This window comes from Sedimenticola selenatireducens (assembly GCF_007625115.1).
GTDB lineage: Bacteria > Pseudomonadota > Gammaproteobacteria > Chromatiales > Chromatiaceae > Sedimenticola > Sedimenticola selenatireducens_A.
On sequence record NZ_VMNH01000004.1, the window covers coordinates 181,952 to 197,065 of the forward strand.

15 protein-coding genes are annotated in these 15,114 nt (G+C 48.7%); 5 read left to right on the plus strand and 10 right to left on the minus strand.

Annotated elements, in window-relative coordinates; translation table 11 throughout:
* Positions 1-2 precede the first annotated feature (2 nt).
* The 3 genes from FHP88_RS02975 to FHP88_RS02985 form a co-directional block, all read right to left on the minus strand.
* The gene (locus tag FHP88_RS02975; protein ID WP_144357502.1) at positions 3-290 is read right to left on the minus strand and encodes an encapsulin-associated ferritin-like protein; all 288 of its coding nucleotides are present in this window, start codon (positions 288-290) and stop codon (positions 3-5) included.
* Between the two features lie 15 nt (positions 291-305).
* Positions 306-1,637 carry a heterodisulfide reductase-related iron-sulfur binding cluster gene (locus FHP88_RS02980; protein WP_144357503.1) on the minus strand — a complete coding sequence of 444 codons (1,332 nt, stop codon included), beginning with the start codon at positions 1,635-1,637 and terminating at the stop codon, positions 306-308.
* 73 nt (positions 1,638-1,710) lie between these two features.
* Positions 1,711-2,127, minus strand: a complete 417-nt coding sequence (locus FHP88_RS02985) for a rubrerythrin family protein (protein WP_144357504.1) — start codon at positions 2,125-2,127, stop codon at positions 1,711-1,713.
* 353 nt (positions 2,128-2,480) lie between these two features.
* On the opposite strand from FHP88_RS02985, the gene FHP88_RS02990 reads away from it, so the two are divergent.
* Positions 2,481-3,116: a PEP-CTERM sorting domain-containing protein gene (locus FHP88_RS02990; protein ID WP_144357505.1), complete on the plus strand. Its 636-nt coding sequence runs from the start codon at positions 2,481-2,483 to the stop codon at positions 3,114-3,116.
* 377 nt (positions 3,117-3,493) lie between these two features.
* Here the strand turns inward: FHP88_RS02990 and FHP88_RS02995 are convergent, their stop codons facing one another.
* Together FHP88_RS02995 and FHP88_RS03000 are read right to left on the minus strand one after the other, a co-directional pair.
* The gene (locus FHP88_RS02995) at positions 3,494-4,033 is read right to left on the minus strand and encodes a DUF3750 domain-containing protein (protein ID WP_144357506.1); all 540 of its coding nucleotides are present in this window, start codon (positions 4,031-4,033) and stop codon (positions 3,494-3,496) included.
* 168 nt (positions 4,034-4,201) lie between these two features.
* Positions 4,202-6,742 carry an acyl-CoA dehydrogenase gene (locus FHP88_RS03000; protein ID WP_260843145.1) on the minus strand — a complete coding sequence of 847 codons (2,541 nt, stop codon included), beginning with the start codon at positions 6,740-6,742 and terminating at the stop codon, positions 4,202-4,204.
* A 230-nt stretch (positions 6,743-6,972) separates the two neighbouring features.
* On the opposite strand from FHP88_RS03000, the gene FHP88_RS03005 reads away from it, so the two are divergent.
* Both FHP88_RS03005 and FHP88_RS03010 read left to right on the plus strand, forming a co-directional pair.
* Positions 6,973-7,959, plus strand: a complete 987-nt coding sequence (locus tag FHP88_RS03005) for an ABC transporter substrate-binding protein (protein ID WP_144357507.1) — start codon at positions 6,973-6,975, stop codon at positions 7,957-7,959.
* Positions 7,956-10,697, plus strand: coding sequence for an EAL domain-containing protein (locus tag FHP88_RS03010; RefSeq protein ID WP_144357508.1), 2,742 nt, complete (start codon positions 7,956-7,958; stop codon positions 10,695-10,697). The genes FHP88_RS03005 and FHP88_RS03010 overlap by 4 nt, the downstream gene beginning before the upstream one ends.
* Positions 10,698-10,703: 6 nt before the next feature.
* On the opposite strand, the gene FHP88_RS03015 is transcribed toward FHP88_RS03010, so the two are convergent.
* Positions 10,704-11,375, minus strand: a complete 672-nt coding sequence (locus tag FHP88_RS03015; RefSeq protein WP_144357509.1) for a cysteine hydrolase family protein — start codon at positions 11,373-11,375, stop codon at positions 10,704-10,706.
* A gap of 415 nt (positions 11,376-11,790) precedes the next feature.
* Here FHP88_RS03015 and gcvA point away from each other — a divergent pair, with 415 nt between their 5' ends.
* Positions 11,791-12,711 (plus strand): transcriptional regulator GcvA, encoded by a 921-nt coding sequence (gene gcvA, locus FHP88_RS03020; protein WP_144357510.1) that lies wholly within the window; start codon positions 11,791-11,793, stop codon positions 12,709-12,711.
* A gap of 63 nt (positions 12,712-12,774) precedes the next feature.
* On the opposite strand, the gene FHP88_RS03025 is transcribed toward gcvA, so the two are convergent.
* Positions 12,775-13,281, minus strand: coding sequence for a hypothetical protein (locus FHP88_RS03025; RefSeq protein ID WP_144357511.1), 507 nt, complete (start codon positions 13,279-13,281; stop codon positions 12,775-12,777).
* A 199-nt stretch (positions 13,282-13,480) separates the two neighbouring features.
* Here FHP88_RS03025 and FHP88_RS03030 point away from each other — a divergent pair, with 199 nt between their 5' ends.
* Positions 13,481-13,948 carry a DUF1456 family protein gene (locus tag FHP88_RS03030; RefSeq protein WP_144357512.1) on the plus strand — a complete coding sequence of 156 codons (468 nt, stop codon included), beginning with the start codon at positions 13,481-13,483 and terminating at the stop codon, positions 13,946-13,948.
* 17 nt (positions 13,949-13,965) lie between these two features.
* Here the strand turns inward: FHP88_RS03030 and FHP88_RS03035 are convergent, their stop codons facing one another.
* The 3 genes from FHP88_RS03035 to FHP88_RS03045 all read right to left on the minus strand — a co-directional run bounded on the left by FHP88_RS03035 (position 13,966) and on the right by FHP88_RS03045 (position 15,059).
* Positions 13,966-14,253, minus strand: a complete 288-nt coding sequence (locus FHP88_RS03035; RefSeq protein ID WP_144357513.1) for a DUF1330 domain-containing protein — start codon at positions 14,251-14,253, stop codon at positions 13,966-13,968.
* Positions 14,254-14,321: 68 nt separating this feature from the next.
* On the minus strand, positions 14,322-14,651 hold the full coding sequence (locus FHP88_RS03040) for a glucosamine--fructose-6-phosphate aminotransferase (RefSeq protein ID WP_144357514.1): 330 nt from the start codon (positions 14,649-14,651) through the stop codon (positions 14,322-14,324).
* Between the two features lie 66 nt (positions 14,652-14,717).
* Entirely contained in the window at positions 14,718-15,059 is a 342-nt protein-coding gene (locus FHP88_RS03045; protein ID WP_144357515.1) for a hypothetical protein, read from the minus strand.
* Between the last annotated feature and the right edge of the window lie 55 nt (positions 15,060-15,114).

Here is a 15,114-nt window from a genome sequence, read left to right on the forward strand (position 1 = left end):
TCTTATTCGTGGGCAATCGGTTTATCGGTAAACAAAAAATCCTTCAGCTCATGGTCAAAGCGCGCATCGTTTCGACGTATCCACTCCAATACCATTGCGGCATGCTCTTTTTCCTCATCCCTATTGTGGGCAAGGATCGCCTTTAACGACGGGTCACTGCAGGCATCGACTCGCTGGTTATACCAATCAACTGCTTCCAACTCTTCCATCAGAGAGATGATGGCGCGATGCATATCCTTGGTCTCTGTTGACAACTGATCAACGGGTTCATGATAACCTTCATTCGACATTGTCTTTCTCCTGGTTCAAATTCCGTAAGCCTTTCTAAGCAGGCTCATGGGGTGCTCTGTCTTGCTCCCGTCGGCCATACCATGTTCAATATGATGACCGGCCATGGGACAATCACTGCCATAGTGATCGGCCTCGGCCTGTTTAACACGATTCACCACAGGTCGGACGATCTTCATCGACACCTCGTGGAACTCTTTCTTGACCGCATAGGTCCCATCATGCCCGGAGCAACGCTCAATCGCCTCAACGGTAGTATCTGGAACAAGCGACAGCACTTCACGGGTCTTTGATCCGATATTCTGTACCCGCTGATGACAGGCTGCATGGTAGGCCACCTTGCCCAGCGAAGTTTTAAAGTCAGTTTTCAGCTTGCCCTGCTTGTTGCGCAGCGCCAGATACTCAAAGGGGTCATAGATCGCCTTGCTGACCTTAATGACATCCGCATTATCCGGGAACAGCAGCGGTAACTCCTGCTTAAACATCAAGGCACAGGAGGGTACTGGTGCAACGATATCCCAGCCTTCATCAACCAGCTTTGCAAGCCCGGGAATATTGCCCTGCATCGCCTGCTCTACTGCTTCCAAGTTACCCAATTCCAGTTTCGGCATGCCGCAGCACTGCTCTTTTTGAGCCAGTGTCACAGGGATGCCATTGTGTTCAAACACCGCCACCAGATCTTCCCCGGTCACAGGTTCGTTTCGGTTGCCGTAGCAAGTTGCAAAAAGTGCTACCTTACCCGTTGTTGCGCCTGCTGGTTCACCTTCGGCTGACACACCTACCTTCACTTTCAAACGCTTACGCAATGTGTTGGAGTGAAATTCAGGGAGTCGTGCATCCGCATGAACACCCAGTGTTGCCTCGAGTAACTTACGCGTAGGTTTGATTTTATTGACCGTATTAACAATACCCGCAACCACAGGAAAACCAGCGAAGGAGCCAACCGCATCTGTGCTGGTGAGGATCTTGTCACGCAGTGGCATTTCACCTTTTTTATATTTTACCGCCTTGGCACGCAGCATCAGATGAGGGAAATCGAGATTCCACTCATGCGGTGGCGTATAGGGGCACTTGGTCATAAAGCAGAGATCACACAGATAACAGTGATCCACCACCTTCCAGTAATCGGCCTTATCAACCCCGTCTACTTCATAGGTGGGCGATTCGTCCACCAGATCAAACAGGGTTGGAAATGAGTTACAGAGACTGACGCAACGGCGACAGCCGTGGCAGATATCAAACACACGCTCGAGCTCCTCGTTCAATGAGGATTCGTTATAGAAATCGGGGTTTTTCCAATCGATGGGGTGGCGTATCGGTGCCTCCAGGTTTCCCTCTTTCACAGCCATGTTATCTGCCTCCGTATTGTTGTTTTAGAAATGGCCGGGATAGAACATCCCGGCCTTTTTACCCTGCGGATGATCAGTCCATTTCATCCAATGCACGCTGGTAACGGTTAGCGTGTGAACGCTCCGCCTTGGCCAAGGTTTCAAACCAGTCAGCAATCTCGTCGAAACCTTCATCACGGGCTGACTTTGCCATACCTGGATACATATCCGTGTACTCGTGGGTTTCGCCGGCTACTGCACTCTTCAGATTATCCGTCGTATCGCCAAACGGCAAGCCTGTAGCGGGGTCTCCGCAAGACTCCAGATACTCTAGATGACCATGGGCATGGCCGGTTTCACCTTCAGCAGTAGAGCGGAACAGTGCAGCGACATCGTTGTAACCCTGGATATCCGCCTTTGCTGCAAAGTAGAGATAACGCCGATTGGCTTGTGACTCACCGGCAAATGCATCCTTCAGGTTCTGTTCTGTCTTACTACCTTTTAGTTCCATATCGTTCTCCTCATCATCGTTCTGATAAATGCGCACTTACCCAGTACGTGGAGTAAGCATAGGCGAGGAATAGAAGTTTATCTAATTGATTTTATATTATTTATTAATCGTTTTTACCTATTTATTATCATTGGGAATGTGGCCCAGATAAATTCACTCAAACGGAAACCTTATGCCTCTATCCCAGACCACACTATTTAACCTTATTTTTTGTCAGTTAATCTTACACTTGGCACCCGCACTTCAAATATAAAAAGTATTTTTTGTTGATATTACAAATAGATATATTATAAGGCACAATTTATGCAGTAATTTTCTTGCAATTGAGTAGTCATAACGAGCAGGAAATATCAATGAAAACCAGACACGAACTTCTAGCAATTACACTCCTTACAAGCCTGCTGGGTTTTATAGGTAATGCTAATGCCGCATTAATCTTCTCAGATAATTTTGCTGAATCAGACATCACTTCAGCCCACACTAACTTCACAGCACTGGATAACTGGGATGTCACCGATGGTACAGTGGATGCTTATGTGAATGGCGGATTTAACCTGCCCTGTCTCAGCGGGGGCTGTCTGGATATGGATGGATCAACACGTAACGGTGGTCGTATCGAGAGCAAAACCACATTCAATTTCTTGGCGAATGTCATCTACACGCTTACGGTTGAATATCGCGGTAACGCACGCAATAGCGGGCCTGACGATCTCTCATTTGGTTTTTTTAGCGCCGTACCCTTCACACTCACTTATACGAATATATTATCCAGTGATGATTGGACAACACGGACTTTTGGCGTATCAAGGGGCGTTGACTGGTCTGCAAACCTCTTTGTAGAGACCTCCAGCAACGACAATGTAGGCCCACTACTCAATCGCGTAGAACTGACAAACAATCTCAGCACCAATGTTCCTGAACCTGCCACGCTGACATTACTGGGACTCAGTCTGGTCGGTCTCGGTTTTCGGCGCTACAAAAACGCTTAATCGCTGTTAAAAAAGTCAGGTAGGGTGGGCACGTTTTCGTGCCCACGCGCATGCTCCATAATTACCGCGTGGGCACACACGACGTGCCCACCCTACGGATCTTTCAGGCTTATACGAATGGGCAGCTTTTGGATGGTCCAGCCGCTCACCTACTGCCGCTAATGACCGCTGAATGTCACTAGCAGTCAAAGCCATAGGTCCACTGCTTACTGACTCGAGCTGACGAACAATCTCACCATAAATGTACTTGAGGCGACTATTCTGACCGTGATCAAGCGCTGTCTGGTCGGTGTTGGTTTTCGGCGCTACAAAGCAGAAGAAGCTTGAGCGAAGAAGAACTGGGATTCCGGGTTAAGTAGAGGCCCGTTCAGCCCCTTCTACTCCACATAACTCTTACCAATTGCAGATAAAGGCAGTTCCAACTCCAACTCCGGAACCCGCTTGGCAACCCATGCGGTAAAGGTATTACTGTTGGGACCGGGAAAGACGGTGTATTGATTTTTCCAGGGGTAGTTATTGGCCGCCTTTTCTACTGCATCTATCAGCTTATCAACCCCCTCTCCCCGATACTCTTTTATAATCCTGGGCCGCTCTCCAAACCAATAGCGGTCAGGAACATCCCGTTTAATCTGCATTACCGGAGCACCGCGGCGGCCACGCCAACCGATCACGTCATACACGGTATAGGCCTCTGCACCCGTTCTCTTGGCAGCAATCCAGGTATGAATGGCAAACCAACCGCGCCAACCCCACGCATCAGCACCATATACCTGGAGGACGGCTTCAGGAGTAACTGAAGGCTCAGGGGCAATACCCGCAGGCTCGCGACTGGCAGAGCGCCAATCCTTACCAGAAGTACAACCAATGAGTACCAGACCTATCAAGATAAATGTCGAAATTTGTTTTAGAAAAATCATCGAGCCCGGTTTCCATTTTCAAAAGAAGATACTCATAGGACGAAAATAATCCAAGGTAGTTCAGAGTACAGGCTCGACCCCATATTAGCGGAACGGTTGGTGATATCCCTAGACAACACCAACTCCCGATGGACTTTCCATTAGCCAGCAGATACTGCCGAACTATGATTAAGGTTCTTTTTTAGCAACGACTTTTTTTGCCACCTTCTTTTTGGTTACCTTTTTCTTCGCCACACGTTTTTTTGCCGGTGCCTTTTTCGTGGCAAGAGGAACCTGAGACGCCGATGCAGACAACTCGTCGGATGCAAAATCATCCACTGCAATGAGCGCCATGACCTTTTCATCAAAACGGCGAAGCTGCTGCGCCTCGTCACTGTTTAAGATGCCCTTCTGTTCCGCTTCATTGATCTGCGAGGGGGCATCTTCGCTTTCAAATAGACCTGCCTTACGAGCATCATAGACCTTACGCTCTAAAGGTTTCACCGACTCAGACAGCTCCATTGCTTCCTGCAACAGGCCCAGTGGATTGTTGGGCTCTACCGTTTTGTAAATGCCTTGGCAGAGTCGATCCCGTGTATCACTGGGTTTCATGATCAATTCAACAATCTGCAGGCCGAGTTCATCCGAAGGGGAAGAGTAGGTGCGGCCCCGTGGAAATATAAACAGTCGTAGCAGCGCACCCACCCAGCGATTAGGAAAATTGCGCAACAAACCATGCAACTGCTCCTGTGCATCATACAGCAGTGAGCGGCATGCCCACTCAACGAGTGGCAGATCCGCCTCGGGGCTACCCTGATTGGTATGATGCTTCAACACCATGGAGGCAAGATAGATCGAACTCAATACATCACCCAGTCGTGCGGATAACAGCTCCTTGCGTTTCAGTGCACCACCCAGTGTCAGCATGGCCACATCAGCCGCCAGAGCAAAAGAGGCGCTGTAACGGGATATGTGCTGGTAATAACGGCGCGTCTCATCCCGTGTTGGGGCTACCGCATAGCGCGCCTGGGTCAGTGCCATAATCAGTGATCGTGAGGCATTACTTACGGCGTACCCGATGTGCCCGAACAGTGCCTCGTCAAAAAGCGTGAGACCTGTCTCACCTTCTGCACCGGCCGCTTCCATCTCTCTCAACACATAAGGATGACAACGGATCGCACCCTGTCCGAAGATAATCAGGCCCCGCGTGAGGATGTTGGCGCCTTCCACCGTAATGGCTATCGGTATGCCTTGATAGTTCCGCCCAAGATAATTCTTTGGCCCTAACATAATGCCCTTGCCACCCTGTACATCCATCGCATCGTTAGCGATATCACGGGCCATTTCAGTATTGTGGTACTTCAATATGGCCGAGGGCACCGACGGTTTTTCTCCGGCATCAATGGCACCAATCGTCACATCCGCAGCGGCACTCATAATGTAGGTACGCCCCGCCATACGAGCTAATACCTCCCCAACCCCATGAAACTTGCCAACAGGCAGACCAAACTGGCGACGAATACGCGCATAAGCCCCGGATGCATAGACGGCAGCCTTGCCTGTCCCAACTGCGTTGGATGGCAAGGTAATCCCACGCCCGACCGATAGCTGTTCAACCAGCATCTTCCAACCCTGCCCTGCCATCTCGGAGCCCCCGATGATAGCGTCCAAAGGTACAAACACATCCTTGCCCTGGGTTGGTCCATTTTGGAAAGGAATATTCAACGGGAAGTGACGCCGACCGATAGTAATACCCGGCAGATGGGTAGGGATCAGCGCCGCTGTGATACCGTACTCATCTTGCTCACCCATCAGGTGTTCAGGATCATAGAGTTTAAAGGCGAGACCCAATACAGTAGCAATGGGTGCCAAGGTGATGTAACGCTTATCCCAATTGAGCCGGATGCCGATCACCTCTTGGCCTTCATACTCACCCCGACAGACCACGCCGGTATCAGTAATGGCCGTTGCATCCGAGCCAACACGCGGGGAGGTCAAGGCAAAGCAGGGGATCTCATCGCCAGCCGCCAGCCGTGGCAGGTAGTAATCCTTCTGGGCTTCAGTGCCATAGTGCAGCAACAGCTCCCCGGGGCCCAATGAATTGGGAACACCCACGGTAGAGGCCGCCACCAGGCTGCGGCTGGCCAGCTTGGTGAGTACCTTGGACTGTGCCAGTGCGGAGAATTCAAGCCCACCATATCGCTTGGGAATGATCATGGCGAAGAATTTTTCCTGCTTGATATAGGCCCACACCTCCGGTGGCAAGTCGGCCAGCTCATGAGTAATCTGCCAGTCATCGAGCATTTTACAGAGCACTTCTGTCGGGCCATCAAGAAAAGCCTGCTCTTCCCGACTTAAGCGTGGCGCAGGCATTTGATGCAGTGTCTCCCAGTCTGGTGAACCGGAGAACAGCTCCCCCTCCCACCAGACGGTACCGGCCTCCAGCGCTTCCCGCTCTGTCTTGGACATGGGGGGCAGCATCGTTCGATAGACCGCCAATAAACGTCGTGAGATATGGTTCCTTCTTACACCGGGGAGGTTCAACAAGCACATTCCAAGAAAAAGCACCCACAACGCCAGCAACCAGAGTCCGCTTGCACAACCCCAGAATGAATAGGCGAGCAGCACACCACCCAGGATAAATGTGGACCGTTTAAGCGTCTCCCGCCGATAGGCCAATGCGATAGCCACAACAGGAAACAATAGGAACCAAAAAAGCATTGCCACCATTACGCTCTCCCTAGTGAGGTACCTTCACTTGACGTTTTACGTCAAGACAAATGGACTGACTCCCTTTAGGGTAGGCTAGAACGCGTGGCGGGTAAATGCACCATGAATAACGGTTAGTTTTCAAATGATTACCCACCGGAATAATTTAAAGTAACAGGGCTAAAGAGAGTAAGAAATTGGCCGATAGATATTAGAATCTGAAATATAAGTGTCTATCCGGGGAGAAAAGGATGTCAAGGACAGTGAAATCATGGGCTCGTCACGGGCTTAGCCTACTCCTGCTGATTACGCTACTCGGTCCAACCCTAACCCTTGCAGCAGACCGTTGCCTCTATATCTCATCCTATCATCAGGGCTACGCCTGGTCAGATGGAGTAGAACGTGGCATTCGCAATACCCTGGGTGAACGCTGCGAGTTACGTCAGTTGGATATGGACACAAAACGCAACAAGGGCGATGCTTATATCCAACAGATAGTAGAAAAAACCAAACACCTGATTGAAGAGTGGCAACCCAACGTCATCATCACATCCGATGATAATGCAGCAAAGTATCTGATACAGGCCCACTATAAAAACGCAAAAATTCCCTTTGTCTTCTGTGGCGTCAACTGGACAATCAGTGAATACGGGTTCCCCTATAGCAATGTCACCGGAATCATCGAAGTTGCACCGCTAAAACCGATGCTGGAACAGGCGGCACGCCTCAGTTCACATTCACTCTACAGCGCTTACTACATTGGCGCGGACACGCTGACTGAGAAGAAGAACTTCTCGCGCATACAAGCGGCGGCCGCTGAACTGGGTATCACCCTTGAGAAGCGACTGGTTAGTAACATGGCGGATTGGAAAAAAGCCTATCTCGACGCCCAAAACCAGAGGTACATCGTACTCGGCAGCCATTCAGGCATTAGCGATTGGAATGCCAAAGAGATGGCACAATTTACAGCCGACAGGGGTCAGATCGTCAGCGTAACAAACCATGATTGGATGATGCCATTCACCCTCTTGGGCTTTACCAAAATACCGGAAGAACATGGTGAGTGGGCTGCCAAGGCCGCAATAGCGATACTTGACGGAACATCACCTATTGATATTCCGATTGTCTCCAATCGCAAGTGGGATCTCTGGCTCAACCCGATCCTACTTGAAAAATCCGCCATAAAGTTACCGAGAAAACTGACGCGCAAGGCAAAAAAAGTTACCACTCAACCATGACAGTGAAACAACGAACCACCGTTTCTGTCAGTACCAGCGTCTTACTTACAATAGGCAGTCTGGTTATTGTCTTATGTGTCGGTTTTGTCGCTTTTTTTATGAACTGGGAAAAAGCCAACGAACAGTTCAACTATCGCACCAAGACGATTGTACAAACCGTATCCCAGCGCCTCGCCTCTGCTGATGCGGCGCTCATCACACTGATTGGATTAAGCCAAGCCACTGAAGAGCTCAATTCAGCGTTATTAACACCGATCAGTGAAAAACTGATCGAACGTTTTCCATTTATCACATCCATCTCCTATCTCTCGCTCTTGACTCCCCCTGAAATTGAAAGCTTCCTAGCGGAGATGAGAAACAATGGGATGCCACAATTCCAACTCCAGCCATTTGGCAGTCACAAAGCTGACACCCTCCCTGACTGTTTCACAAAGAAATGTTTGATTACCACCTTTATTGAACCCCTTGAGCCAAAGACTGCACGTCAAATAGGCATGGACTGGTGGAGTGACCAGCGCTTTAGAACGATGATCTTTGAGGCCGTCACAACCAATGGCCCCGCATTAGCCTCATCAAACAGCGCGATTGAATTCCTTAACCCACATATGATGCTGCGCCCAACCTACTTTGGAAACGTAACACCACGTAGTCTAGCCGAAAGACAAGAGCAGTTGAGTGGCGTATTTCTACTAACGATTGATTACCCTGCACTACTCGAATTCAAACTCGAGCCCATGTCCGAACTCAGCTATTCCCTTTCGATTATTGATTCTAACGGTGAAGAACAGAATATTTTCAATACCGAAAATACAAATGGCTCGAACAGATCACTCATGCTAGGAACCTTAGAGCAATCACAGACATTTAACCTTGGAAACCAAAACATTCGCCTGGATATAATAGGCTGGCCCATTAAAGATGAACTACGTCCCTTGTCCGTTCTTTTTTCCATGGTGGTTACGGCAGTACTACTCTACGCATTTTCATCCATATGGTTGAATCGTAGACTGGCGGCGGCTGAGCGCTCTGCCGCCCAGGAACAACTGTTTCAAGAAAAGGATAAAGCGGACGTTACCCTACAGAGCATTGGTGATGGCGTCATCACCACAGATATCGCTTTTCGTATCACCTATATCAATCCCGTCGCAGAGATTCTATTAGGTCGCACATTCAGTCAAATAAAAGGACGCTTTATCTCAGAAATCGCCCCCTTTAGGACAAAAGAGAGCGGCCAAGTGGTGGAAAACCCCTTTACCTATTACATGGGTGCACAGCAGAGTCGAAACACGCCTACGCACTTAGTGCTTGCACACCCTTCCGGTCGGGAAATCAGTATCGATTGTACCGTATCTCATCTGACCAATCGCGTTGGCAATACAATAGGAAGCGTGCTGGTGATGAGGGATGTCAGTCTGGAAAGTGAACTGACTTCCGCTTTAGCCTACCAGGCCAGTCATGATGCCTTAACCGGCTTACTAAATCGTAATGAATTCGAAAATCGATTAAAAGAGATGCTGGAGAGCAGTCGAATTCAGAAGTCTCAACACGCCCTTTGTTATATTGACCTGGACCAATTCAAACTGGTCAATGACACCTGTGGTCACTTGGCTGGAGACAACCTGTTAAAACAACTGGCTAGTATTTTACAGGCTCAGATGCGCGAAATGGATGTAGTAGCCCGTCTTGGCGGAGATGAGTTCGGCGTGCTAATACATCACTGCGGACTTGATCGGGCGCTTGAAGTGGCAGAGCGCCTCAAACAAGTCATCGGGGATCATCGTTTCAAATGGGATGAAAAGATTTTCGATGTACACGCCAGCATTGGTGTTGTGCAGATCACACACGATATTGATACGCTCTCTGATCTTATGAGTGCGGCCGACCTTGCCTGCTACACCGCCAAAGATATGGGCAGAGATACCGTACACGCCTATCAGCCAAATGATAAAGAGATTGCACATCGACACTCCCAGATGCAATGGCTTCCTCGCATTCAAGAAGCGCTGCACAACAATGAATTCAAGTTGGTTACTCAGCGCATTGTGTCACTACAAAACAATACTGATCCGCATGAAATTTATGAGTTCCTACTTCGTTGGCCACAAGGGGATGGCAGTCAGGTATCTCCTGGCATCTTTATCCCCGCAGCAGAACGCTATGACCTGATGCGTAATATAGACCGCTGGGTAGTTCAAAACGCCTTCTCACTTATCGAAAAGGTTCATGCGGAGTATGTGCCATTGCGGTCACGCCTCTACTCTATCAATCTCTCTGGCCAATCGATTGGCGATCCCAAACTCGCTGGATTTATCAGTAGCCAGTTAAAACGCTATAACATTACTCCGGAATTGATCTGCTTTGAGATTACAGAGACATCCGCCATCGCCAACTATTCAACTGCTGATGAATTTATTCGTCAGATGCTAACGATTGGCTGTCAGTTCGCGTTGGATGATTTTGGTTCAGGATTAAGCTCGTTTGGCTATCTCAAGCAACTGCCTGTTTCACTTTTAAAGATTGATGGCCAGTTTGTCAGAGACATGGCAAAAGATCCGGTCGATAGAGTTATGGTTAGAACCATTCAGGATGTCGCCCGCGCACTCAAACTCAAGACTATTGCAGAGTGGGTTGAAGATGAACAGGTAATTGATCTCCTCAGAGAGATCGGTATTGATTATGCGCAAGGGTTTCACATAGAAAAACCACAGCCCGCTGATAAATTACTGGTGCTGAGTTGACCCCTGCTAAAAACCCATCACTTGAGATAACTCGTCACTAGAGAGTACATGACAATAGATCATATTAATAATCTCCAACTCTTTCTGGTGTAACTCATCTGTCCCCGCTGCACAACCATCCTCTATCACGATAACATTAAAACTCTCATCGGCAAGACTGCGAACCGTAGAGGAGACACACTGATCCGTAAAGATGCCTGTCATAACCACATTTTTTACTCCCATATTCTGCAGTATCAAACGCAGATTGGTTCCTGTAAGGGCGCTGTCCGTGGTCTTGGTAAGTTCAACTTCTCCTGGTAGCGGCATCAAATCAGGAACAATCTGTGAGCTCACCTCATCTTTAGGTAACAGCAGGTAATTCCAACCGGGCTTTTTCTGGCTCAATGAACGATCACGACCATCCGCCAGCATGCATGCGATACGTGCATGCAAAACATCCATCCCGTGAGCACGAAAATGCCCCTGTAGCTTCTTTACCGTTGGGATGACGATACCGGTCATCCGATCATGGAATGGCGCCCATCTTGCGCGCTCATTCTCATCATCAGACTGCTGCATGTAGATATTCTGGATATCTATCGTCAGCAACACCGTCTCCTTCGGATCCAACAACAACTCTTCAGGTTCAGGCGCGCCCTGGTAGTAAAAAGATCGATAATCGGTTTTCCAGCCCATGCACACCCCTCAAGGAAATAGTGGCCCCAGCCTTATCTCATCATAGTGCAGTCCGAATTGCCAAGTGATGGCGACGCTTCCGAATAACGATGGAATGGCAATATCTGACTCATATAATGAATGATATCCCAGGCCTTACTGGAACGCTGACAATGCGCACGTCGCTGGTAATAACGAAAATCAATACTACCATTGAGGGTTCGGCGTACTGCTGTGCTTGTGGGAACCTCAGATTCCATATAATGATCGAATCTTTTCGTATCCATGGTACGCTCCTATATAGTCAAGTATTATTCATCTATATGTTTTTCTACATTTCGTAGCAAGATGATTAAATAGAACTATAATTGGCCAATACACACTCAACAAACGATAGATTTTCACTCACACATTATATTTTCTCATCTATTAACACATGATCACACCACCCCTGAATGCCATACGGGCCTTTGAAGCCGCCGCACGACACCTCAGCTTCAGTCTTGCAGCAGAGGAACTGCATGTCACAGCCTCAGCAGTAAGTCATCAGATCAAAACGCTGGAAGAGTATCTGGATATCAAGCTGTTCATTCGCCAGACCCGACAAGTCACACTCACACCCGAGGCACAAGCCTACCTACCGGCTATAAGAATGGGATTGGATCAGATCAACGAAGCGACCCGGAGAGCCATGAGTCGCCAGGATACCGTGATCCGAATAAATCTTGCCCCGGCTATAGCGGGAGGCTGGCTCATACCGCGACTGTACGATTTTTATAATAAGCACACTGATGTCGAGATAGAAATCACCACATCAATGAAACTGGTGGATTTTAATCGATCGGATGTGGATCTGGCCGTTCGATTCGGCAAAGGCCACTGGCAAGGCCTGAGGAGCCACCTGCTGCTCAATGAGCTACTGATACCTGTATGCAGCCCTAAACTGCTCACAAAGAATGACCACCCCGAGTCACCAGAAGCACTGCTAAAATTCCCACTCCTGCATGTCAAACCCAAAGCAACCGATTGGCAAGAGTGGTTTCAGGCCGCAGGCATAGCACATGAAGCACTGAAGATGGGTGCCGGTTTCCAGAGTTCGCCGCTAATGCTGGATGCCGTTGAAGCCGGATTGGGATACGGTATCGTCAGCCGACATCTGGTTGAACAGGAACTTGCCAGCAACCGAATTGTTATCCCTTTCGATATCAGCCTTATTGGAAGTAATGGCTACTACCTGGTCTACCCGGAAAACCGATGCAAGGACCACAAAGTGGTTTTATTCAGGGATTGGGTGTTAAACCAGACAAAGACAACAACTGATGGAGGTCGGAGTCAGGTCGCGCAAAACCACCTGTAAAAACCAACGACCGGGGCGGCATGACTCCTACCCTCGCCACAAACACGCGACGCCAGGTCAATCCTACGGAAACAACTGAACGATACCGCTCTTACCGGCAAAATCACCCACCATCCAAATCTGCTCAAAAGGATGGTTCTCAGGCACCGCAATATGATGCTGCAGCGACTTAATCTCATCGGCACTCCATGCAGGATGAGCATTACGAATGACCAGCCAAACCCGCTTGGTTTTGTAACGCTTGTGCGATTTGTTTTCAAGGATACGATTCAATGCCCTCAGTAATCGCGCATGGGGGTCTGCAACTGATTCCAGATCACGAAGCGCCTCTACCGTAATATCACTCAACTCGCGACCCAATATCTGCATCGCCTCTTGCTCGCTGCCATAAAGGTGGGCCACTTCAAGATCCAGCCGCTCTCCTTCGAACTGGCATGAGACATCCGGCTTTATTGGCCGGTTATGCCAAATATGACGGATCTCTTTACCGGTATCATGCTCATACCAACGCATGAACAGCTTCGCCGCCTCATGCTCTAGCACTATTTTTTCATCTTCACTGGATTGCATAGTCAATAGGTAATACTGATTATCAGGGTGTAATCCTGCCTAGAAATATACTTGCTTTGCAACCATTTCGCATCTCACAACGAACTGTTGAGTCCCGTTTTTTAAATAGATGGTACGCTCGGATAAAAGCGTTAAAATGGCTTACACATCACATACAAGGTCTTTGTTCGAGAAAGGTCGGTTGATTCAGGGAATAACCATGCAAAACAACGATATATTACGTCGCATACGCTACATCTTTGATCTGGGTGACTCACAGATGCGCGGACTGTTTGCCCTGTCGGATTATAAGGTTGGACTTCCCCAGATCCGAAACTGGCTACTGAAGGAAGATGCACCCGAATTTGTTCCTCTAACAGATACACAGCTCGCCCTCTTCCTGAATGGACTCATTATTGATATGCGCGGCCAAAAGGAGGGGCCCAAGCCCGTACCTGAAAAGCGACTGACCAATAACATCGTATTCACAAAACTGAAAATCGCCCTGAACCTGAAGGCTGATGATGTCCTCGCCATTCTCGAATCCGCTGGATTCAGCATCAGCAAACATGAACTGAGTGCACTTTTCCGCAAGCCAGATCACAAACACTATCGTGAGTGCAAAGATCAGCTATTGCGCAACTTCCTGATGGGTTTACAGAAAACGTATCGTGAGAATGAAGAATGAAAGGTTTTGTTGACCCATTATTCTTCATAAGAGAGTAAATCAACCTCAGCGGCTTTCTCTCTGAGCGGGATTAATGATTGATACGCCGGTGAAGAATGCCAGCCATTGAGCGCGGTTAAATCAGGAAACCGTATTACGACGGTATCAGTATGGGCATGGTTGCCTGAAAGAACAGAACGAAGCTTACCCCTGAATACCAGTTCAGCACCCCACGGCGCTAACGTAGCAGGCACTTTGTTACGATACTCATTCCACTCATCGATACTTTTCACGGTTATATGGCCAATGAGGTAGGCATTTTTCATACTTGATCCTTCTCTTCCTTATTCAATACAACAAACACATCTGTCGAGCAACGACGAAATACAACTAATCAATTCAGCTCAATGATTGTCCTGGCCGTCTGTTTATCAATCAAGAGCACAAACTCACAATAGACATTTTCAGTAGCCGGATCATCACCACAACTGCAGCCGGCAATGATCTCACTGAAAAACACGCCGACTTGAACCTTGATCCGCTTTCCACAATCAACGGCTGTAAGCAGGGAGAATTCCCTGTTTGATCCATCCGCATAACCGCCCTGCTGGACGCCCTGTTGCAACGGTAATAGCGCCGGATCAAGCGCCATCAACTCTTGCTTGAGTGATTGCTCAAATGATTCGCTGGCCCAATCCTGTAACGCCTGTTTGAGTATTATCAACGCCTCAACCTGATCAATCCAATCCTATTTACAGAAGGACAATGACATTTAACACAGCGGCAATATTTACGGCTTGACTGCAATACACTCAGCGACGGGCCGCTGATCACTACCACTCTCCTTGCAGTAATACAGTTGTCCATCCGCATAGCCTACCCAGGCACGCTGCTGACTGTTACTGATATCAGTCACCGCTGAACCATGCGCATCTAACGCTGTGGTGCAGGAAGTCCAGAAAGGTACGGCCGTTCCCCCGCCTCCATTACAGAATCGCACCGCACCATCCGTATAGCCCACCCAGGCACCATTGGAATTATTGGTAGAGATGACACTGATGCCACTCGCGGCTGATAGCGAACCTGCAAGCCCAAACAGCCCCAGCAGAAGCAACCCCATTCGTTTATCCATAACAGCATCTCCTTTCCCAGTTATACGTGTTACAAGCGTAGTTCAATTCGGTTTC

Bases quoted from the DNA above. Each gene is read 5' to 3' on its own strand.
- FHP88_RS02990 (WP_144357505.1), top strand. From the start codon at position 2,481: ATGAAAACCAGACACGAACTTCTAGCAATTACACTCCTTACAAGCCTG.
- FHP88_RS02995 (WP_144357506.1), bottom strand. From the start codon at position 4,033: ATGATTTTTCTAAAACAAATTTCGACATTTATCTTGATAGGTCTGGTA.
- FHP88_RS02975 (WP_144357502.1), bottom strand. From the start codon at position 290: ATGTCGAATGAAGGTTATCATGAACCCGTTGATCAGTTGTCAACAGAG.
- FHP88_RS02980 (WP_144357503.1), bottom strand. From the start codon at position 1,637: ATGGCTGTGAAAGAGGGAAACCTGGAGGCACCGATACGCCACCCCATC.
- FHP88_RS03025 (WP_144357511.1), bottom strand. From the start codon at position 13,281: ATGCAATCCAGTGAAGATGAAAAAATAGTGCTAGAGCATGAGGCGGCG.
- FHP88_RS03015 (WP_144357509.1), bottom strand. From the start codon at position 11,375: ATGGGCTGGAAAACCGATTATCGATCTTTTTACTACCAGGGCGCGCCT.
- FHP88_RS03005 (WP_144357507.1), top strand. From the start codon at position 6,973: ATGTCAAGGACAGTGAAATCATGGGCTCGTCACGGGCTTAGCCTACTC.
- FHP88_RS03045 (WP_144357515.1), bottom strand. From the start codon at position 15,059: ATGGATAAACGAATGGGGTTGCTTCTGCTGGGGCTGTTTGGGCTTGCA.
- FHP88_RS03035 (WP_144357513.1), bottom strand. From the start codon at position 14,253: ATGAAAAATGCCTACCTCATTGGCCATATAACCGTGAAAAGTATCGAT.
- FHP88_RS03030 (WP_144357512.1), top strand. From the start codon at position 13,481: ATGCAAAACAACGATATATTACGTCGCATACGCTACATCTTTGATCTG.
- gcvA (WP_144357510.1), top strand. From the start codon at position 11,791: ATGATCACACCACCCCTGAATGCCATACGGGCCTTTGAAGCCGCCGCA.
- FHP88_RS02985 (WP_144357504.1), bottom strand. From the start codon at position 2,127: ATGGAACTAAAAGGTAGTAAGACAGAACAGAACCTGAAGGATGCATTT.
- FHP88_RS03010 (WP_144357508.1), top strand. From the start codon at position 7,956: ATGACAGTGAAACAACGAACCACCGTTTCTGTCAGTACCAGCGTCTTA.
- FHP88_RS03000 (WP_260843145.1), bottom strand. From the start codon at position 6,742: ATGGTGGCAATGCTTTTTTGGTTCCTATTGTTTCCTGTTGTGGCTATC.